Raw genomic sequence first — 20,494 nt, 5'->3', positions numbered from 1 at the left:
GGGCCTAAGTTTACCCACTTTCCGGGCCGGTGTCCGCTGCCGTTCTAGGATTGATGCCATGAGTCACCCCACACTCCCCGATATTCAGGTTGCCGCCTTCGCGCTGGTCCGCCACCGCCGCCTGCTGATGGTCACCGCCCGGGGCCGAGACGTCTATTTTCTGCCCGGCGGCAAGATCGATTCGGGTGAGACCCCGCGGGACGCGGTGATTCGTGAGGTTTTTGAGGAGGTCGGCGCCCGGGTCGACCCGGATTCGCTGGCGATCTATCACCGTCTGGCGTTGCAGGCACACGGGGAACCCGAGGGTCGCCTGGTCGCGATGACCATCTTCAGCGGCGAGCTGCTGGACGAGCCGGTCCCCAGCGCCGAGGTGAGCGAGCTGCACTGGGTGCGCCTGGCCGATGCCGACCGCTGCCCGCCCGCCGGGGCCGATCTGCTGCACGTCCTGCACCGGGACGGCCTGATCGACTAGCGATCCGGGCGCACTGGGAACTCCACGAAGTCCCGGCTAACATGGATCGCAGTCGTGATGAGAACCCGGCCGCGCCGGGAACGGATGCACCCAGGGGGCCGAATTGACACAGCAGGAACGTGGACGCGCCGGCGCAGGGGTCTCCGCCATCGCCTTCAATGAGGCGGTGCCGGTGCGCTTCGAGCGCGACGGGCGCGAAATCGTCAACTTCCGCTCGGGACCGCGCACCGGAACCCCGATTGTGCTGCTGCACGGGATCGGGATGGGGCACGCCTACTGGGAGGGGCTCGCGTCGGAGCTCAGCGAGATCGGTCCGATCTATGCGCTGGACCTGCCCGGATTCGGGGAGTCCCCCGAGCCGGATGAGCCGCTGGATATGCCCGATAGCGGCGCGTTTGTGGCGGACTTTGTGCGCTCCGAGGGTCTGCGGGACGTGATCCTGATCGGGCACTCGATGGGCACCCAGGTGGCCGTCGAGGCGGCCGCGGCCGCGCCGGACCTGTTCCCGGAGCTGATCCTGCTCGCCCCCACGATCAATGTCTCCGAGCGGACCGTCTGGCGTCAGGCCCTGCGCATGATGCAGGACATGATGTCCCCGCAACCCCGCACCCTCTACTTTGGTATTCGCTACTACCTGGCGGCCGGGCCGCGCTGGTACATCAAGAAGCTGGCCACAATGCTCACCCACGAGGTGGAGAAGACCCTGCCCCGCATCCGGGCGCACACGCTCGTGGTCCACGGCGAGCGCGATGCCCTGTGCCCAACCCCCTGGGTGGACGAGGTGACGCGCCTGATTCCCGATGCCCACTCGGTCACCATCCCGGGCCGCGGACATGAAACCATGATCAGCGGTTACCCGGCGGTGGCGCAGGCGATCCGCACCCATCTGGGGCTGCCCGCCGCCGCGACCACCACGGAACGCCGGACCGGGCACACCGAACGATGAACGTCCTCGGCCGGTTCGCCGTCCTGGTGCGCGACACCGGACTGATGCTCGGGCTGCATCTGCGCGCACCCTTTCAGCGCTTCCCCCGCCGCTACCGTCACGGGGACGCCGATAAGCCGATCATCCTGCTCCTGCCCGGGGTCTACGAGACCTGGGCCTTCCTGGAACCAATCGCCGAGCTGCTGCATCGCTCGGGCTATCGCATCTCGATCGTGCGCGGCCTGGGCTACAACCTGCTGCCCATCATCGATACCGCCGGACGCCTGGCCCGAGCCCTGCGCCGCGCCCCGGCACCGCGGGCCGGGCGGATCATCGTGGCCCATTCCAAGGGTGGGCTGATCGGCAAACAGCTCATGGTGACCGACGGCCCGGACCTGCGAATCCTGGGCATCGTGGCGATCGCCACCCCGTTTGCTGGCTCCCGCTATGCCCGCTATATCCTCGACCCCAGCCTGCGCGCGTTTTTGCCCACCAACTCGACCATCGTGGGGCTCGGTCGTCAGGCCGAGGTCAACGCCTCGATCGTCTCGATCTTCGGGCCCTGGGACCCGCACGTGAGCGAGGGCAGCGAACTTCCAGGCGCCCACAACGTGCGCGCCGGGACCTCGGGGCACTTCCGCATCCTGCGGGCACCCGAAACCGCCCCGCTGGTACTGGACGCCGTGGAGATGCTGCGCGGCACCGAGCCACCGTCCGAACTGAGCGGGACGGACGAGGGGGCGCTCACGCTAGAGGCGAAATCACCGACACTCCCAGCCCGACTCGGCGCGGCTTCCCCTACCCTGGAACAGGCCCCCTAGTTTTCAGCGTGCAGCACCCAGCGCCCGGCGCGCGACCGGCCCCGCCTCACACAAGGAGCATTTTGTCTCTCGATACCCCCGAAACCAGCACCCCGGCGAGCGCTCGTCCGTTCCAGGTTGACCTCCGCGGCGTCGTGGATCTGCTCAGCCGACACATCTATTCCAGCCCGCAGGTATACCTGCGCGAGCTGCTGCAGAACGGACGGGACGCGGTCACCGCCCGGCAAAAGCTCCCCGGTGCCCCGGCGGGACTGCTGCGGATCAGCCCGGTCACCGACGCCGATCCGGTCTTCCGCTTCACCGATAACGGGGTGGGGCTCACCGCGACCCAGGCCGCCGAGCTGCTCTCCACCGTGGGCCGCAGCTCCAAGCGGGACGAGGTTCTGAACCTGCGCCGGGAGGACTTCCTGGGTCAGTTCGGGGTGGGACTGCTCTCCTGCTTTATGGTCTCCGATGAGATCGTGGTGCGCTCGCGCTCCGCTCACGGCGAGGCACCGATCGAGTGGCGCGGTCACTCCAACGGCACCTTCAGCGTGCGCGAGCTGAGCGAGGCGGAGGCCGCCGGACTGCCGGTGGGCACCGAGATCTCGCTGCGCCCGCGACCCGATGACGCGACCCTGCTCTCCCCCGCCCGGGTGCGCGAGCTCACCGAGCGTTTCGGACGCTACCTCCCGGTGGACGTGCAGCTTGAGCAGGCCGATCGCTCCTGGGAGTCGGTCACGATTCCGGCGCCGTTCCTGGAGCCGGTGGCCGCGGGATCCGCCCACGAGGAGGCCCAGCTCGCGCTGGGAACCGAGCTGCTCGGGGCCCGCCCGCTGGCCAGCATCGAGATCGTGGTCCCCGGAACCGAGACCCGCGGCATCGCCTATGTGTTGCCGTATGCGCCGCCGCCCAGCGCCCGCCAGGCCAGCCGGGTGTATCTGGGACGCATGCTCCTGGATGAGCGGGTCGAAGACCTGCTCCCGGACTGGGCATTCTTTGTGCGCTGCGTGATCAACACCGACGGCCTGTCCCCGACCGCCTCCCGCGAGAGCTTCGTGAACAACGAGGCGCTGGAGTACACCCGCACCGAGATCGGCAGCGCGCTGCGCCGCTGGATCATGCTGCAGGCCGCCACCGCGCCCCACGTCCTGGCCGGGCTGGTCTCGGTACACCAGCTCGCGCTCAAGTCGATGGCCGTCCACGACGACGAGCTGGCGGCGCTGATGCTGCCGTGGCTGAAGATCGAAACCTCCGCCGGTGACACCACGATCGGCGAGCACCTGGAGCGCTTCGGCGAGCTTCGCTACACCGACACCGTGGATGAGTTCCGCCAGGTCGCGGCGATCGCCAATCCCGAGTCCCCGGTGGTCAACGGCGGGTACGTGTATGACGCGGCCCTGCTGCGTCAGATCCCCGCCCTCACCGGACAGAGCGTCACCCGGGTCGAGGTCTCCGATGAGCTAGACAGCCTCGAGGCCCCGCCGCTGCACGAGCGTCAGCTGACCGCCGCGGTCGAGGCGCGCGCCGAGGAGGCGCTCACCACCGTACAGACCCGGGTCTCGATCCGCTCCTTCCAGCCCGCCGATCTGCCCGCGCTCTACGTGGCCGATCAGGCGGTGCTGCGCCGGATCGAGCGCACCAAGGCCGCCGACATCGCCCCGGGCCTGTGGTCCCAGGTCATCTCGACCAACGACCGCCTGCTCACCGGCAAAAACTCCGCCGAGGGCGAGCGGGACGTGCGCGCCCGGCTGTGCCTGAACTGGTCCAGCCCGCTGGTGCGCCGCCTGGCCGAGCTGGATGATCCGCTGGTATTCCGCCGCTCGATCGAGCTGCTCTATGCCCAGGCGATGCTCGCCGGACACCGACCGCTCACCACCACCGACCGCTCGCTGATGACCGGCGCCCTCACCGACCTGGTGCAGTTGAGCATCGGCCTCGGCGACCACAACCCCACCGACTAAGTACACCAACACCACACGCCGCCCGCGGACCCCGAGTGGGCGGCGCACCGGGTAAGGAGACCCCATGAGCACCCCGCATAATGGTTCAACCGCCGAGCACATCGATCAGCTGCTCGCCGAAATCGACATCACCCCGATCGGGCCGCAGGAGCGTGCGCTGATCGATCAGGCGGTCGCCCTGGCCGATGAAGCCGGGGACGAGGAGCGCGCCTATCAGGCCCGCATGCGCCTGACTTCCTCCGCCCACATGACCGGCGACACCGACGCGATGCTCGCCTCCTTCGGCTGGTGCGTGGGTAAGTTTGATCAGGACCCGGTGCGCTTCCCCAGCGAGGCCGGCGGCGGCAACGACCTGCTGTTCCAGTACAAGTGGATGGCCGGCCGGGTGGCCTCCAACCCCGCATTCCCGCTGAGCCAGCTCGACGCGATCCACGCCGACATGTCCGAGCGCTACCGCCGCGCGGGTGCCAGCCAGTCGGGGGTGCTGCAGAGCCGCTTCTCGACCGCGATGGACACCGGAAATTTTGTGGCCGCCGGGCGCTACCGCGACGAGCGTGAGCTGATCCCGCGCGATGACTACAGCCACTGTGAGGCCTGTGTGCGCGCCGAGGACGCCGCCTACTTCCGCCGGATCGGGCAGGAGGACAGAGCGCTGGCCCTGTTCGACGAGATCATGGAGCAGGGGCTGACCTGTGGCGAGGAGCCCGAGTCGGTCGAGGCCAACTCGCTGCTCACCCTGCTGCGCGCGGGCCGACTGGATGAGGCGCGCGCGGTGCACCTGCGCAGCTACCGGGTCGCCCGCCACTCCCCCGACGGCCTGGCGATGATCGCCGACCATCTGGTCTTCTGCGCGGTCACCGGCAACGAGTCCCGCGGGCTGTCGATCCTCGAGCGTCTGCTGCGGGATCTGACCGTGGATCCGCTGAACCGCGCGCTGATCTTCTCCTCCCGCGTCTCGATCGCCGTCTTCCTGGACGCGGTCACCCGCGCCGGTGCCGGCGATACCCCGATCCGCGGCGCCCAGAACCCCGACCTGGCAGCCCTCCTGGGCGCCGACCTGGGCGAGAACCCCACCGCCGCCTCCCTGGCCGCCGCCCTGTGGGCCGGAGCCGAGGAGCTGGCCGGGGAGTTCAACGCCCGCAACGGCAATGATGACTTCACCGGCCGGATCGACCGCGCCCGTCAGCTGGCCACCGAGCACTACGACCTGCCCATCGCCGGCGAGCGTTTCACTCCGCCGGCCGAGCTGGAGCAGGACACCCGGGCCGAGCCCACGAGCGCCGCCGACTGGCTGTTCCGCGCGCAGACCGCGATGTTTGAATCCGACCAGGCCGCCGTGCTGGCCGCCGTGGACAAGGGCCTGGCCGTCGAGGACGGCGATGCCGAGGCCCGCGTGCGCCTCTACAGCTGCGTCATCCAGACCCTGATCGCCGCCGAGCAGCTCGAGGGTGCCCGGCAGGCGCTGACCGAGCGTATCTCGGTGCTGCGTGCGAGTGGCCACCCCGAGCAGGCGGACCTGGAGGAGCGCTTCGGGCTGCTGATGTTCTCCACCGCAACCCCCGACGACGAGCAGGCCCTGCTCGCCGAGCTCGAGCGCGCCCGCGTGGCCGGCGCGCCGATCGAGGTGATCGCGGACCTGCTGTTTGTGATCGCCGACCTGCGCATGCGCGACCAGCGTCCCGCCGAGGCCCAGCCGCTCGCGCTCGAAGCCCTCGCGCTGACCGAGGACGGGCCCGCGCGCCTGCTGGAATCCGCGCGTACCCTGGCCGCGTTCACCCTGCTCTACACCGAGGACGCCCCCGGTGCCGCGGCCCACCTCGACGCCCTGCTGGCCACCGAGGGTGCCCCGCACGTGCGCATGCAGGCCCTGCGTCTGCGCGCGCAGGTCCACGGCATGCTCGGGACCCCGCGCGCGGGGATCCCGCTGGCCGATGAGCTGCTGGCCCGGACCGCCCGCGGGACCAACCGCGAGAACACGATCCAGGCCGCCCAGCTGGCCGCCAACCTGCTCAACGATGACGAGCGTCCCGGCGAGGCCGCCGCCCGCATCGAGTATGCGATCGACCTGGCCCAGCGCGCCGAGTCCGAGCAGCTGATCGGGCTGCGCTTTCTGCTGGGCCGCTACCAGCTGAACGCCGGGGCCTTCGAATCGGCCACCGAGAACCTGGATGAGGCCTACCGCGCCGAGGAGGCTGCCGAGGCGCCCCCGGCCGCCCGCGCCGAGACCCTCTTCTGGCTCGCCCAGGCGGCGCAGGGTGCCGAGGAGAACGGCCTGGCCTACGGAGCCTTCTCGCGGGCAATCGAGCTGGCCTCGGAGGGCGAAGCCTTCGAGCTGGCCGCCCGCGCCGGGATCCTGCTGGGGCAGCTGTGCAACGGCTTCAACGACCCCGAGGCCATCGAGATCCTCGAACGCGCCCTCGCCCACGCGGAGAAGGTGGAGGATGCCGACCTGATCGCCGCCGCCCGCCACCGTCTCGGCCAGACCCGTGCGACTCACGGCGATGCCGCGGGCCTCGAGGACCTCGACGCCGTGCTGGCCTTCGCCCAGGAACGCGGCGCCGACTGGTTGATCGCCGATGTGACTGACTCCCGTGCCCGCGCACTGGGTTCGCTCGGCCGCATCGACGAGGCCATCCCCGCGGCCCTGACCGCCGCCGACGCCTACGCCGACTGCGGCGATGAGGGCAACGCGGCCATGAGCGAACTGTTCGTGGCCCGCGTGCTGGCTCAGGCCGAACGCGCGGAGGAGGCCGTGCCGATGTACGGTGCCTCGATCGATCGCCTGCCCGTGGGCTCCCCCGCCTTTGTGGGGCTCAACCTCGAACTCGGCGCCCTGCTGGAGCAGATGGGCCGACACCCCGAGGCCGCTGCCGCCCGCGCCCGCGCCGAACAGGCACCCGGGCAGTAGCAGCACGGAAAACGGCGGCCCCGCGGATCAGTCCGCGGGGCCGCCGTTGTGTGTCGGAGTGACTAGCTCACAAAGTCGAGCAGCTCCAGGCCCAGCTCACGCAGCCCCTGCTGCACGGCAAAACCCGAGGTTGCATCGGTTTCCCGGAACGACACCTTGATCGCAAAACATACGCTCGCCGACGGGCCACGAACCACACCCGTCTCGGCGCGCAGGCCCAGCTCACGCGAGGCCAGCGCATAGCCGCCGATCCCAAAGCGCACGCCGCCGCGCAGGCCCGGATCCACGCCCAGCGCGCCCACCACCGAGCCGGGGTAGCTTCCGCTTCCCAGCCAGCGCAGCACGCGGGCCGAGACGTCGGGGTTGACGATTTCGCCGCGCTCCAGTCGCCAGATCAACTCGCTCAGCTCGGTCATCGTCGAACGGGATACCGCCGCCCGGGTTCCGCTGTCGGCGCGCCGGCTGAGACCGTCGCGCAGCACCGTGTTGCGCAGGTGCAGGGATTCGGCACGGGTGGCGATGCTGTCCAGGCCGAACGCCCGCAGCAGCGCGTTTCCGGCCGTGTGGTCGCCGCTTCCGGCCAGCAGGGCCGCCGCATCCGCGAGCGAGAGGGTGTCGCGTTCGAGGTGCTGCCAGATTCCCGGGCCGTCGGCCAGGTCCGCGCTCTCGCGCACAATCTGCGGGTTTTCCCCGCGTTCGCAGCGATCGGCGGCCTCGATCAGGAGCAGGATCCGGCCCAGGGAACCGATCTGCGAGACCACATAGTCGTCCACCCGCAGCAGCGGTGCCCCGGTTTCCAGGTTGCTGACCCGGACCGAAACCCGCATGTCCTCGCGAGCCATCTGCTCAAAGGCACGCATCGATCGGCCAAACCCGCCGCCGCGTGCGCCGCCCCGGGTGCGAGCGCCGGCTTCCGCCTGCCGGGTGCCCGGACTCACCGCGGCACCGGCCTCTCCGGGCGCACTCGCGGCACGCCGACCGCGGGTGGGAACCTCAGTCCCCTCCCGCGGCCCGCCGTGCCGATGTGCCACCCGGCTCACCAGATGGTGACGCGCTGCTCGGGCGCGAGCCAGAGCTCGTCGCCTTCGCTCACGTCAAACGCGGTGTAGAACGCGTCGATGTTGCGGACAATCTGGTTGCACCGGAACTCGTTGGGCGAGTGCGGGTCGGTCGCCAGCAGGCGGATCGCCTCCTCGTCCCGGGCGAGCTGGGCCCAGGCCTGAGCCCAGGAGAGGAAGAAGCGCTGGGCGCCGGTGAGGCCGTCGATCACCGCGGGCTCGGTGCCCTCGAGCGAGAGCAGGTAGGCCTTCCAGGCGATGGCCAGCCCACCCAGGTCGCCGATGTTCTCACCGATGGTGAGCGCTCCGTTGACGTGGTGGTCGGGAACCTGACGCGGTGCCAGAGCGTTGTACTGCTCGATCAGCGACGCGGTGCGCTGCTCGAAGGCCGCCCGGTCGGCCTCTGTCCACCAGTCGGTGAGCTTGCCGTCGCCGTCATAGCGCGAGCCCTGGTCGTCGAAGCCGTGCCCGATCTCGTGGCCGATGACCGCGCCGATCGCGCCGTAGTTGGCGGCAGCATCGCGGGCGGCGTCGAAGAAGGGGAACTGCAGGATCGCCGCCGGGAACACGATCTCGTTGAATCCGGGGTTGTAGTACGCGTTGATGGTCTGCGGGGTCATGAACCACTCGTCGCGGTCGATCGGCTTGCCGATCTTCGCCAGCTCCCGGTTGAACTCAAACTCCGCCCCCGCACGCACGTTGGCGATGAGGCTGTCGGCGCTCACCACCAGGGCCGAGTAGTCGCGCCAGCGGTCGGGGAACCCGATCTTCGGAGTGAACTTGGACAGCTTGTCCAGCGCCCGCTCACGGGTCTCCGGGCTCATCCATTCCAGGTCGGTGATGGAGTCGCGGTAGGCGGCCTCGAGGTGGCTCACCAGCACATCCATCTGGGTCTTGGACTCGGCCTGGAAGTGGCGGGCCACGTACTGCTCACCCACGGCCTCTCCCAGCAGGCCCTCCACCAGGGAGACGCCACGCTTCCAGCGCTCGCGAATCTCGGGAACACCCGAGAGGGTGCGGCCGTAGAAGTCGAAGTTCTCCTCGACGAAGGCGTCGGAGAGGTAGGCGGCGGCACCGTGAACGATCTTCCAGCGCAGCCAGTCGGTCCAGCTCTCCAGGTTCTCCTCGGTCAGCAGCGCAGCGATGCCCTCAACGAAGCTGGGCTGACGCACCACAACCTCATCCAGCGCACCGGCGGGGGCACCCAGGCTCTGGGCCCAGGTGCTCAGCAGGGCGGCATCGCCGTGCTGGCTGAACAGCTCGGCAAACTCGTCCCAGGTCTTGAGGTTGTACTGTGCCTGGCTGTCGCGGGCAGCCACATTGTCCCAGTGCACCGCGGCGATGCGGGTTTCCAGGTCGAACACGCGCCGGGCGCGGGCGTCGGCCTGGTCCAGTCCGGCGAGCGCCAGCAGCTTCTCGATGTGGGCACGGTAGGCCTCGCGGATCGGCGCAAAGCGCTCCTCACGGAAGTAGCTCTCATCCGGCAGTGAGATACCCGACTGCTGCACCATGACCAGGTAGCGCTCGGGGTTACCCGGGTCGTTATCCACCCAGAGTCCCAGGAACCCGCCCACGCCGGCGCGGTCCAGGGAACCGGCCACGCGCGCAAACTCGGTGATCGAGGTGACCGCATCCACCTGGGCAAGCTCGCCCGCCAGCGGGGTGGCTCCCAGCTCGTTAATGCGATCCTCGGCCAGATAGCTGGTGTAGAGGTCACCAATCTTGCGGGCGGTGGTGCCGGCTTCGGCGTCACGGGATTCCTCGATGATCTGGCGAACGGCCTCCTCGGCCTCCTCCGCGAGAATCGAGAACGAACCCCAGCGGGACTTGTCCGCGGGGATTTCGGTGCGCTCTAGCCAGCGTCCATTGGTGTGGCGGTAGAGGTCGTCCTGCGGACGAATGTCCGGGTTGAGGTCATCGAGGGCGATGCCGGAGGTCGAGTTGGGAGACGTCATCTCTCCAGGGTAAACCAGACCGGCCCGGAGGTGTTCGGATCCGTCATCTAAGTCCCCAACCGAAATCAAATTATCCCGTACCGTGGGTGGGTGGCCTCACTCAACCGTTCGATCCTGCACCTCGCGATTCCCGCCCTGGGGGCGCTGATCGCCGAGCCCCTCTTTCTGCTGACCGACACCGCCCTGGTGGGTCACCTGGGGGTGTCCGAGCTGGCCGGGCTGGGACTTGCGGCGGCGGTCCTGCAGACGATCATCGGACTCATGGTGTTTCTCGCCTATGCGACCACCCCGGCGGTGGCGCGGAGGCTCGGCGCGGGGGATCCACGCGGGGCCGTCTCGGTCGGGATCGACGGGCTGTGGCTGGCGCTCGGACTCGGCATCGTGCTGGGCGCGCTCGGGGCGCTGGCCTCCCCCTGGCTGATCGGCCTGTTTGGGGCCCCTGAAGGGGCGAGCGCCGCGGCCATTCACTATCTCTCGATTTCGATGGCCGGGGTCCCGGCGATGCTCCTGGTGTTTGCGGCCACGGGCCTGCTCCGTGGGCTCCAGGACACCATGACCCCGCTCTGGGTTGCCGGCATCGGCTTCGCGCTGAACGCCGGCCTCAACTACCTTCTGATCTACCCCGCGGGCCTCGGCATCGGCGGTTCCGCCCTGGGCACGGTGATCGCCCAGTGGCTCATGGTGGTGGCCTATCTGCTGGTCATCGCCCGCCATGCGCGCCGGGTGCACGCCCGCATTCGTCCCTCCCGGGTCGGGGTGCGTGACTCCGCGCGGGCGGGAGGATGGCTGCTCCTGCGCACGGCGAGTCTGCGCGCGGCCATGCTGCTGGCGATCGGGACCGCCGCGGGGCTCGGGGATCCCGAGCTCGCCGGGTTCCAGATCACGATGACGGTGTTTAGCACGCTCGCCTTCGCCCTGGACGCCCTGGCCATCGCCGCCCAGGCCCTGGTGGGGAAGGGACTGGGGGCCGCGGACACCGGGTTCGTGCGGCTGGTCCTCAAGCGCTGCCTGCAGTGGGGAATCGGCGCGGGAGTGGTGCTCGGGGTTCCGCTGGCGCTCGGATCGGGGGTTCTGGGCCGGGTGTTCACCTCGGATGCCGACCTGGCCACGCTGATCACCCCGAGCCTGATCATCCTGGCGATCGGTGCCCCGCTGGCCGGCATCGTCTTTGTCCTGGACGGGGTGCTAATCGGTGCCGGTGATGCTCGCTATCTGGCGCTCACCGGGTTGGTGAACCTGGCCGCGTTCATGATCATCCTGTGGATCGTCGGGCTGATCGGGCCCGACGGTTCCGGCGGCCTCGCCTGGCTCACCGGCGCGTTTGCGCTGGGCTACATCGCCGCCCGCGCGGTCACCCTGGGGCTGCGTGCCCGCGGTACCGCCTGGATGCGCACGGGCATCACGCCGGCCTAGCGCGCGGCCGCCGGTGCCGGAATTTACCAGCCCGCCGAGAGCTCGGTCGCGTCGTTCGCCCGATCAGCGGGTGGTGGGCACCGGTCCCGTGGTATCCCCCGCGACGAACGACACCTCGAAGTCAGCCGAGGGGACGCCCTGCCCCTCCAGCATCGCCAGCACCGCGCGCCCGGCCGCCTGCCCCTTGGCATGTGCGGGCTGCCACACGGTGGTCAGACGACGTTCAAACCCGTCGACGCGGATCCCGTCAAATCCCACCACGCTGAGGTCCTCGGGCACGCGCAGTCCCAGTTCCTCGGCGGCGGCGATCACGCCCACGGCGATCAGGTCACTCTGCGCGATCACCGCGGTGGGCCGCTCGGCGGCGGGCACATCCAGCAGGCGCAGGGTGGCCAGCCGGCCCGCCTCGACCCGGCTACTCCCGGCGATCACCCCGGTGATATTGGGGTAGACCGCCCGGGCGCCCCGGAGGCGTTCGAGCGTGGTCTCGACGGTTCCCACGGCCTCGCGTTCGGGACTCAGGGGGGCCACCACTCGCTGCCGGTCGACCCCGAGGGTGACCGTGGCCACGCGCTCATGACCGAGCGCGGCCAGGTGCTCGGCGGCGGCCCTGCCCCCGCCATAGTTGTCCAGGTTCACGCTGGTGATCGCGTTGTTTTCGGGTCCCTCGATCTGCACGGTCGGGACGCCGCGTCCGCCGAGCACCCGGGCGATCTCCCCGGCCTCGGTGCCCACACACAGCAGCACCAGCGCGTCGATCGGGGCGTTGGCCACGGCCGCGGTTCCGCGGTCGAGCTCGGGGATCAGCAGCAGCGAGGCCCCGATCTTAGAAATTTCATCGGCCAGGCCGTCGAGGGTCTGGATCAGCACCGGGTCCCGGAAGGAGACTCCGATGCGGTCGGCGATCAGCACCCCGACGATTCCGCTGGTGCCCAGTCGCAGCGACTGCCCCCGCGGATCGGGCCCGGCATAGTTGAGTTCGGCGGCGGCGCTCATGACCCGCTCCCGGGTCTGGTCCGATACCGGCCCCCGGCCGCTGAAGGCCAGCGACGCGGTGGAGGCCGAAACCCCGGCCAGCTCGGCCACCTCGGCGAGGGTTACTCGTCCGGCATTCCGATCAGTCATCGCCCGCTCCGTTTTCGACGGCGTTGTCCCGGCCGGTTGACCGGGATCACTTCCATCGGATAGCTTAGGCGATGTTCAATCCGAATCGAATCGATTCGACACGGGGCGTCATCCTCCCCGAACGCCCACACCTACCCCCACTTCGCGCCGCAGGCGCCCCGTTTGAAACCGTGAGCATGACCGCTACCTCCATTGCCGCCTCCCCCGCCGCCCTGCGCGCCTGGCGCAACGCCCTGTTTATCGTCTTTCTGCTGAGCGGGTTGAGCGTGGCCAGCATGGCCAGCCGCATCCCCGCGCTGCGCGAGACCCTCGACATCAGCAATGGAACCCTCGGCCTGGTGCTGTTCGGGATGTCCGCGGGTTCGATCCTCGGCTTGGCCTCCTCGAATGCGATCCGTGAGCGCCTGGGTACCCGCGCCGGCATCCGCACCGCGCTGCTGATCAGCATGGTCGGGCTGCTGATCATGGGCTTCGGATCGACGATCGCTCTGCCGGTGGTCATCGTGGGCCTGGCGATCCTGGGCTTCGGCAACGGCGTGGTGGACGTCATGATGAACCTCGACGGTGCCCTGGCCGAGGTCGAACTGGGCAAAACCGTGATGCCGATGATGCACGCGTTCTTCAGCGTGGGCACGGTCCTCGGTGCCCTGATCGGTTCGGCCGCGGCGTTTAACCACGTGCCGCTCTCGGTCCACCTCACCATCGTGGCGGTCCTGGTTTCGGCCGCCGCGATTATCGTGGTGCGCTGGATCCCGCAGCGTCCGATCGAGCGTCAGACCCATGAGCGCGTGCCCGTCGGCGAGCGCCTGCGGGCAAACGCGTCGGTCTGGAAGGATCGCCGCCTGCTGCTGATCGGCCTGATCATGCTGGGCATGAGCCTCGCCGAAGGTAGCGCCGGCGACTGGATCGCCCAGGCGGTTGTGGACGGCTACGAGCAGTCCCCGGGCACCGGCGCGCTGGTCTACGGCGTCTTTGTGGCTGCGCTGATGCTGACCCGTTTTGTCGGCGGCCCCTTCATCGACCGCTTCGGCCGGGTCGCGGCCATCCGTCTCTCCGCGAGCCTCGCGGTCCTGGGTCTCGCCCTGTTTATCTTCGCCCCGGCGTTCCCGCTGGCCCTGGTGGGCGCCGCCGCCTGGGGGGCCGGCTGTGCGCTGGGCTTCCCGGTGGGCATGTCCGCCGCCGCGGAGCACCCGACCCAGTCCGCGCAGCGGGTGAGCGCGGTGGCAATGATGGGTTATGTCGCCTTCCTCGCCGGTCCCCCGGCCATCGGTCTGCTGGGCGAGCACGTGGGCCTGCTGCACGCGCTCCTGCCGATCCTCGGCCTGGTGGTGATCGCGCTGCTCGCGGCCCCCGCCGCACGACCCGTGGGATACGCGGAGAAGCCCGTAGCCTAGACATCCACAATTCCCCAAGAATCAACCTTGGGGATGGTGTTTTTGGACGCGGAAAGTCGCTATTCTGCACCAATGAGCCTTGGAGTCCTCACCCGTGAGATCACGAAGCCGGTGCCGCTGCGCCTGGCCTCGGGGATCGTCAATCCCGACGCGATCGGGTTTTCGCGCGCGCCCCTGCATCAGGCGGCAGGCCGGGAGACCGGACAGGATCGGCGTCGGGATCACTGGCTGGTCAGCACTCCGACCCACATTCTGATGATCGCCACCGGCCGGGATCAGCGCGGGGTCCAGCAGCGGCTGTGGGTGCTGGATCGCGCCACCCGCGCGCACATTGAGATTGCACCGACCAGGCCTCGGGACGCGATGGGCTCGCTGCCGCAGGGCCCGGAGACCGGACCCATCCGGGTGCACTCACTGGACCTGGACATCAGCATCGACGAGGTCCCCGGCGGCACCCGCCTGCGGGTGTACGGCGGCCGAGTGCAGCTCGACCTGCGGGTGGGACGGCCGCTGATCCAGCAGAGCCTGGGCACCGTGGTGTCCCATGACAATCGCTCGTTTGACTATGTCCTGAGCGACCTTGCTCGCCCGGTCTCCGGCCGCCTGGCAATCGATGGGCGTTGGGAGGCCCTGGCACCGGAATCCACCTGGGCCGTGCACAATTACAGCCACGGCTGCCACCGTCGCGACCTCGAGGAGGTGCGGGCCGAGGCCACCGGCATCGGTATCCTCGCCTCGGATTCCAGCGTTCACCGGCTGGGCATCCGGCTGGGTGCCGGAAGCGGCTTCCTGGTGGACGGGGTGCTCGCCTATGATGCCTCCACCGCCCAGTCGGAGCGTCTCGAGGACGGCAGGATCCGCCTCCGCGGCCCCGGCTTCGAGCTGTGCTTCACCCCGCTGAGCGATGCGCCCGCCGATGCCCGGGGCGAGCGCCGTGCGAATGTGGGCCTGTTTGCCGGTTGGATCGAGCAGGAACCCGGTGCGCGATTCACCGTGTCCGGCTTGACCGGCTGGCTCTCGCTCCCCGACGCCCCCACCACCACACGGTAGATACCGGCAGTTTTCTGCGGCCACGCGCACGGGATGGGCTGGGCGTTCCCGGGCGCGGACGATACACTCACTGGGTGCGTTTGGTTATTGCGAAGTGTTCCGTGGACTATGTCGGCCGGTTGGCCGCCCACCTCCCCCTGGCTACCCGGGTCTTGATGCTCAAGGCCGACGGCAGCCTCCTCATCCACAGCGACGGCGGCAGCTATAAGCCGCTGAACTGGATGAGCCCGCCCTGCACGATGCAGGTGCAGGAGCCCTCTCCCGAGCGCGCCGAGGAGGGTGTAACGGAACTGTGGAAGGTCACCCACGCCAAGACCGGCGACCAGCTGGAGGTCTCGATCTATGAGATCCAGCACGATAGCGCGCATGAACTCGGCCAGGATCCGGGTCTGCAGAAGATCGCCGTGGAGTCCGAGCTGCAGAAGCTCATGGCCGAGCAGATCGATGTCCTGGGTCCCGGACACACCCTGGTGCGCCGCGAATACATGACCGCGATCGGACCGATCGACATCCTTGCCCGGGATGCCAACGGCGGCGCCGTAGCCGTGGAGATTAAGCGTCGAGGCGAGATCGACGGCGTCGAGCAGCTGACCCGCTACCTCGAGCTGATGAACCGCGACCCCGCGCTGCGTCCGGTACAGGGCGTTTTTGCGGCCCAGGAAATCAAGCCCCAGGCACGCACCCTCGCCGAGGACCGCGGCATTCGCTGCGTCATTCTCGACTATGACGAGATGCGCGGCCTGGACGATGGCTCACGCCTGTTCTAAGAATTTCAGCGGGGCCTAGGCCCCGCTCCGTATGATGGGGAATTATGTCGATTCCCACCATCCCCACCACCGTGCCCGCGACCAGTGAACGTCCCACCACCCAGGCCTGGACCTGCGTGCTGCTTGATCTGGACGGCACCCTGATCGATTCGGCCCCCGGCATCATCGAACGCCTGGGCCGCACCCTCGCCTCGCTGGGCCTGCCGGCTCAGCCGGAGTCGGAGATGATGCGCTGGGTGGGGCCGCCGCTGCTGGACTCCTTCCGTGATTTCGCCGGGCTCAACGAGGCCGACTCCTGGGCCGCCCTCGAGCGCTACCGCAGCCTCGCCGGGCAGGAGGATGCCTCGCAGCTCACCAGCGTCTACCCGGGCATCCCCGAGTTCCTGCGCCGCCTCAACGCGGCGGGGATCCCGCTCGCGCTGGCCACCTCCAAGCCCGAGTCTCAGGCCGAGCGCATCCTTGACCACTTCGGTCTGCGTGACACCCTGACCGTTTTGTGCGGGGCCAGCGAGGACGAGACCCGCAGCGCCAAGGCCGACGTGGTCGCCGAGGCACTGGTGCGCCTGCGCGCCCGGGGCGTCGATACCGAGGCTCCGATCATGGTGGGTGATCGCCACCATGACATCGATGGTGCCCGTGCCAACGGGATCCCCACCTACCTGGTGAGCTGGGGTTATGCGGTTCCCGGCGAGGAGGAGGGCGCGCTCGAGGTCTTCGACTCCGCCGAGGTCCTGGCCGATCGCCTCATTGCCGAGTACCGGAATCCGGACACCCAGGCAACGCTTTAAGGAAGATAACAGTTTCGGCGTAAAGCGTACGGGTACGATCTAAGGGACAACTTCGCGCGCCGCGAGGATTCGTGACACCGATTGGGAAAACACATGGCATCCAGTGATTCGGGCAATGACCCCGACAAGATGAGCAAGAAGGACCGCCGCGAACACATGCGCGAGGTCGCACGTCTGCGTCGGGAAGAAGAGCTGAAGCGCAAAAAGCGTAACCGCATCATCACCCAGATCGGTGTGGTTGTGGGCTCTCTTGCAGTGATTGCACTCGTGGTCGCCATCGTGGTTAACACCACCGCGCAGAACAACCGCCCGGGCCCCGCGAACATGCAGAGCGGTGGCATCAGCTTCACCGGTGCCGCCGGCAAGATCGAGGCGAAGACCACCCCCGCCCTCAAGGCCGGCGACAAGCCCGTGGGCGTCAAGCAGGACTCCGCCAAGACCAACGTCGTGATGTATGTCGACTACCTGTGCCCGCTGTGTAACCAGTTCGAGACCGCCAACCTGGACGGCCTGAAGGACATGGTCAGCGCCGGCACCGTCGATCTGCAGATCATTCCGATTAGCATCCTGGACCGGGTATCCGCCGGAACCCAGTACTCCACTCGGTCCGCCGCGGCCATGGCCTGCGTGGCAAACTACGAGCCCAACGGCTTCCTGGACGCCAGCGCGGCCCTCTACGCCAAGCAGCCCGAGGAGGGACAGCCGGGCCTCAAGAATGCTGAAATTGCACAGGTGATTCGTGACGCCGGTGTGAAGAGCAACAAGATCGAGTCGTGCATCAACGATGGTGACTACAAGAACTTTGTTACCTCGATCACCGACCAGGCAAAGGCCGGCCCGCTGCCCAACACCGACGTCCCCCAGGTCACCGGTACGCCGACCATCCTGGTTGACGGCAAGCAGTACACGCCGACTCAGAACGTCGGCTGGGGCAACACCCAGGACTTCTTCAAGTTCGTCGAGCAGGTTCAGGCTCAGAACAAAAAGTAGTCCGATTCGCCGAGGCGCCGGTGTGGTTAATCCACACCGGCGCCTCTGCGTTGTCGCCCTCGCCCGATTCTCCGTTTCGGGTGGTACGGCCCGCACGAATTCGCATCGCGAACAAGCTGCCAACAGTTCAGCGCTGGGTCAAATTTCTCTGACCCAGCGCTGAACTAAATGGCCAAGACTATCATTGCTCCTCGACGGATCGAACAATAGTCAAGCGGACTAGCCTTCGTTATCGAGTTTCTGCCTTCACGGACCACCCGTTTGCGAAAATGCAGGTGTCAGTCTTGAAAACTGCGGTAATCGGAGTTCTCGTCCAGGAACCCTTTTTCGTCCAGGTTCCGCCGAAGGCTCCGTTACAGGTAACCGCGAGTCGAACCTCGCCGTTCCCCTTACAGGTCACCGATGCAATTCCAGAAAGGTTATCGTAGCTTGGCTTTCCGCAGGAAGGTGCTGCCGAAGCAGCCTGCGGCGCAAGCACGTTTGTGCCCGCGATAGCGCCAATTGCCAGCCCCAAAGCAAGTCCAATTGAACCGAGACGACGACGAACTGTCCGGTTGCTCGTCTTAACGTTATTCATGCTTTCCCCCAAAATATAAAGCTGGTCATCTTTGATCTTCGAATAGCTCAGGCAGCCTGCAGCTGCCCAATCCAGGCTCAAATATACACCTAAACATATGCGCAGATGACTGACGAAACTGGCAGCCAAATTGATAATTCCATGACCCGAGCTGTTCGACAATGTCCCTATCAGACACGCTGTCGAATAGGATTAAAGGCACATTCGACCCGAAGAGGCCATATGACTCCCCGCACCCTGTACCGCACCGTCGCGATTGCCGAGACGGTCACCTGGACACTGCTGATCGCCTCCCTGATCCTCAAATACGGGTTGGATGCAAACCCCATTGTCACCACGATCGCCGGCGGTATCCACGGCGTCGTATTCCTGAGCTTTGCCCTGGCCTCGATCCTGATCGGTATCAACCAGCACTGGTCGCTGGGCCGCGTTGCCCTCGGCGTTGTGTCCGCGGTGGTGCCCTATGCGACGATCCCGTTTGAGCGCGCCCTGGAGCGCGGTGGACACCTGGGTGGGGTGTGGCGTACCGAGCCCGGAGCGGACCCGCGTGACCGCTCCGTGCTGTCTCGCCTGGTGATGTGGCTGGTACGCCACCCCGTGCTTTTCCTGGCCCTCGCGGTGGTTGCCGTGGCGATTGTAGCCACCATCCTGCTCATTCTGGGACCGCCGATCCCCAAGGGATAATCACCGCCCCCGAGACGCCCCTCGACGTCCGGACAGTGCCACACGGGTCTGCGTGCGAGGCCTGGCAATAACCCACATCAAATGTTCAGCGACGCACGTAGCGCGTTTGGATACACCAGCGTATCCTGATGACATGACCGATGGCACAATTGAGCTCCTCCGCAATGACGGAACTACCGAGCACCTCTCCGACTATGAGGGCAACGTCCTCCTGGTTGTGAACCTCGCCAGCAAGTGTGGCTTCACGCCGCAGTACGAGGCACTCGAAGCCCTGCAGCAGAAGTACGCCGAGCGCGGCTTCACCGTCCTGGGCTTCCCCTCCAACCAGTTCCTCCAGGAGGGCGGCAGCGACGAGGAGATCGCCGAGTACTGCCGCGTCACCTGGGGCGTGACCTTCCCGGTCTTTGAAAAGGCCAAGGTCAACGGACGCAACCGCCACCCGCTGTACCGCGACATCATCGATGCCAAGGACACCGTGGGCCTCGCCGGTCCGGTGCTGTGGAACTTCGAGAAGTTCCTCATTCTCCCCAATGGCGAGAAGCACCGCTTCCGCACCAAGACCGAGCCCGACGACCCGGCTCTGGTCTCCCTGATCGAGGCTAACCTGCCCCGCTAAGACGCTTATTCCTCCCCGGGCGGCCGTAAGGCCGTCCGGGTTTTCTCTGCACTGAAAATGGCTCTGCACCGAAAATGGCTTTGCACTGAAAATGACGTGCCGCGACGGACCGTGGGTCTATGCGTTGGCGATGAGCCAGCTGAATGCCGAGGGGGTGAGTGCTCGATCCGAGTAGATGCGGCGCAGCGGCGTTCGCCCCTCACCCGGAACGTTGGCCTCTGCGGCCGCGGGAGCCTCGCCGCCGAGGCCTCCCATGCCCTCCCAGATAAGACCGAGCCCAACCTTCTCCAGGACCGTCACCGATGCGGGATTATTGGTCAGAACGCGTGCCGTCACGGGAATCTCCGGCACGACCTCGGCGGCCGCCTGCAGTGCCGCCGTCGCGACCTCGGTCGCAAACCCCCGGCCCCATGCCACCGGACTCAACCGATACCCCAGGTTCAGGACGCCGCCCTCGGCCAAAAACTGCGCACCACCACTACCGATGAATGTGCCGGCCGGAAGGTCTGCGGTCCCCGCGCCCCGAGCGACCCGCAGCGCCCACATCCCCAGGCCCTGCTCTCGATGTCCATCCTGGGCCCGCTCAACCTGCCTGACGGCCTGCTCACGGCGTATATAACGCCCCTCTGGCAGGTGGACCCAGGTCGCCGGGTCACCATAGATCCGAAACAGGTCGTCGACATCGCGATGACTCAACGGGCTCAGCTCCAGACGCCGCGTAAGGCGGGTGACATGCGATTCCCTCATCCAAGCACGCTAACGCACACTACCGACGCCGGCACACCCTACAGCCCAACCACTCACCCGGGTTAAACACGAAAAGGCCCCGCCCTCCAGGCAAGACCCACAACAACAACCACACACCACAACCAGCACCAGCACCAGCACCACAACCAGCAACACCAGCCTCAGCACCAGCACCAGTGCTGTTAAACAAGGAAAGCCCCGACCGTAAACGGTCAGGGCTCTCAACCTGCAACACACACATGTGTTGTAAAGAAGTCCGGC

Annotated in this window: 17 protein-coding genes; 13 read left to right on the top strand and 4 right to left on the bottom strand. The window is 67.7% G+C overall.

The window, feature by feature from the left end; genetic code table 11:
• Positions 1–58 precede the first annotated feature (58 nt).
• The 5 genes from IE92_RS0115920 (at position 59) to IE92_RS0115900 (ending at position 7,069) form a co-directional block, all read left to right on the top strand.
• On the top strand, positions 59–472 hold the full coding sequence (locus tag IE92_RS0115920; RefSeq protein WP_030149487.1) for an NUDIX hydrolase: 414 nt from the start codon (positions 59–61) through the stop codon (positions 470–472).
• A 103-nt stretch (positions 473–575) separates the two neighbouring features.
• Positions 576–1,418, top strand: coding sequence for an alpha/beta fold hydrolase (locus IE92_RS0115915; RefSeq protein ID WP_051702069.1), 843 nt, complete (start codon positions 576–578; stop codon positions 1,416–1,418).
• Complete coding sequence (locus IE92_RS18805; RefSeq protein ID WP_051702068.1) at positions 1,415–2,218, top strand: esterase/lipase family protein; 804 nt, start codon at positions 1,415–1,417, stop codon at positions 2,216–2,218. Before IE92_RS0115915 ends, IE92_RS18805 begins: the two co-directional genes overlap by 4 nt.
• A 62-nt stretch (positions 2,219–2,280) precedes the next feature.
• Entirely contained in the window at positions 2,281–4,161 is a 1,881-nt protein-coding gene (locus tag IE92_RS0115905) for an HSP90 family protein (protein ID WP_043322409.1), read from the top strand.
• Between the two features lie 64 nt (positions 4,162–4,225).
• Positions 4,226–7,069 carry a SirB1 family protein gene (locus tag IE92_RS0115900; RefSeq protein WP_030149483.1) on the top strand — a complete coding sequence of 948 codons (2,844 nt, stop codon included), beginning with the start codon at positions 4,226–4,228 and terminating at the stop codon, positions 7,067–7,069.
• A gap of 62 nt (positions 7,070–7,131) precedes the next feature.
• On the opposite strand, the gene IE92_RS17585 is transcribed toward IE92_RS0115900, so the two are convergent.
• Both IE92_RS17585 and IE92_RS0115890 read right to left on the bottom strand, forming a co-directional pair.
• Positions 7,132–8,100, bottom strand: a complete 969-nt coding sequence (locus tag IE92_RS17585) for a serine hydrolase (RefSeq protein WP_156027639.1) — start codon at positions 8,098–8,100, stop codon at positions 7,132–7,134.
• A 5-nt stretch (positions 8,101–8,105) separates the two neighbouring features.
• Positions 8,106–10,082 (bottom strand): M13 family metallopeptidase, encoded by a 1,977-nt coding sequence (locus IE92_RS0115890; RefSeq protein ID WP_030149481.1) that lies wholly within the window; start codon positions 10,080–10,082, stop codon positions 8,106–8,108.
• A 90-nt stretch (positions 10,083–10,172) separates the two neighbouring features.
• Here IE92_RS0115890 and IE92_RS0115885 point away from each other — a divergent pair, with 90 nt between their 5' ends.
• Complete coding sequence (locus IE92_RS0115885; protein ID WP_030149480.1) at positions 10,173–11,495, top strand: MATE family efflux transporter; 1,323 nt, start codon at positions 10,173–10,175, stop codon at positions 11,493–11,495.
• Between the two features lie 63 nt (positions 11,496–11,558).
• Here the strand turns inward: IE92_RS0115885 and IE92_RS0115880 are convergent, their stop codons facing one another.
• Positions 11,559–12,620, bottom strand: a complete 1,062-nt coding sequence (locus IE92_RS0115880; RefSeq protein ID WP_030149479.1) for a LacI family DNA-binding transcriptional regulator — start codon at positions 12,618–12,620, stop codon at positions 11,559–11,561.
• 71 nt (positions 12,621–12,691) lie between these two features.
• Between IE92_RS0115880 and IE92_RS0115875 the strand changes: the two genes are divergently transcribed.
• The 7 genes from IE92_RS0115875 (at position 12,692) to IE92_RS0115845 (ending at position 19,486) form a co-directional block, all read left to right on the top strand.
• Positions 12,692–14,014 (top strand): MFS transporter, encoded by a 1,323-nt coding sequence (locus tag IE92_RS0115875; RefSeq protein ID WP_342666433.1) that lies wholly within the window; start codon positions 12,692–12,694, stop codon positions 14,012–14,014.
• Positions 14,015–14,086: 72 nt separating this feature from the next.
• The gene (locus tag IE92_RS17580; RefSeq protein WP_030149477.1) at positions 14,087–15,064 is read left to right on the top strand and encodes a DUF2804 family protein; all 978 of its coding nucleotides are present in this window, start codon (positions 14,087–14,089) and stop codon (positions 15,062–15,064) included.
• Positions 15,065–15,138: 74 nt separating this feature from the next.
• Positions 15,139–15,831, top strand: coding sequence for an endonuclease NucS (gene nucS / locus IE92_RS0115865; RefSeq protein ID WP_030149476.1), 693 nt, complete (start codon positions 15,139–15,141; stop codon positions 15,829–15,831).
• A gap of 44 nt (positions 15,832–15,875) precedes the next feature.
• Positions 15,876–16,619: an HAD hydrolase-like protein gene (locus IE92_RS0115860; protein ID WP_051702065.1), complete on the top strand. Its 744-nt coding sequence runs from the start codon at positions 15,876–15,878 to the stop codon at positions 16,617–16,619.
• Positions 16,620–16,712: 93 nt separating this feature from the next.
• Positions 16,713–17,609: a DsbA family protein gene (locus IE92_RS0115855; protein WP_051702064.1), complete on the top strand. Its 897-nt coding sequence runs from the start codon at positions 16,713–16,715 to the stop codon at positions 17,607–17,609.
• Positions 17,610–18,408: 799 nt separating this feature from the next.
• The gene (locus IE92_RS0115850) at positions 18,409–18,870 is read left to right on the top strand and encodes a DUF3817 domain-containing protein (protein WP_030149473.1); all 462 of its coding nucleotides are present in this window, start codon (positions 18,409–18,411) and stop codon (positions 18,868–18,870) included.
• 133 nt (positions 18,871–19,003) lie between these two features.
• Positions 19,004–19,486: a glutathione peroxidase gene (locus tag IE92_RS0115845; protein ID WP_030149472.1), complete on the top strand. Its 483-nt coding sequence runs from the start codon at positions 19,004–19,006 to the stop codon at positions 19,484–19,486.
• A 117-nt stretch (positions 19,487–19,603) separates the two neighbouring features.
• On the opposite strand, the gene IE92_RS17575 is transcribed toward IE92_RS0115845, so the two are convergent.
• Positions 19,604–20,233, bottom strand: coding sequence for a GNAT family N-acetyltransferase (locus IE92_RS17575; protein WP_081864208.1), 630 nt, complete (start codon positions 20,231–20,233; stop codon positions 19,604–19,606).
• Positions 20,234–20,494 lie beyond the last annotated feature (261 nt).

The organism is Mycetocola saprophilus (assembly GCF_000718085.1).
Lineage (GTDB): Bacteria > Actinomycetota > Actinomycetes > Actinomycetales > Microbacteriaceae > Mycetocola > Mycetocola saprophilus.
This window is presented reverse-complemented; position numbering and strand designations above follow the sequence as displayed.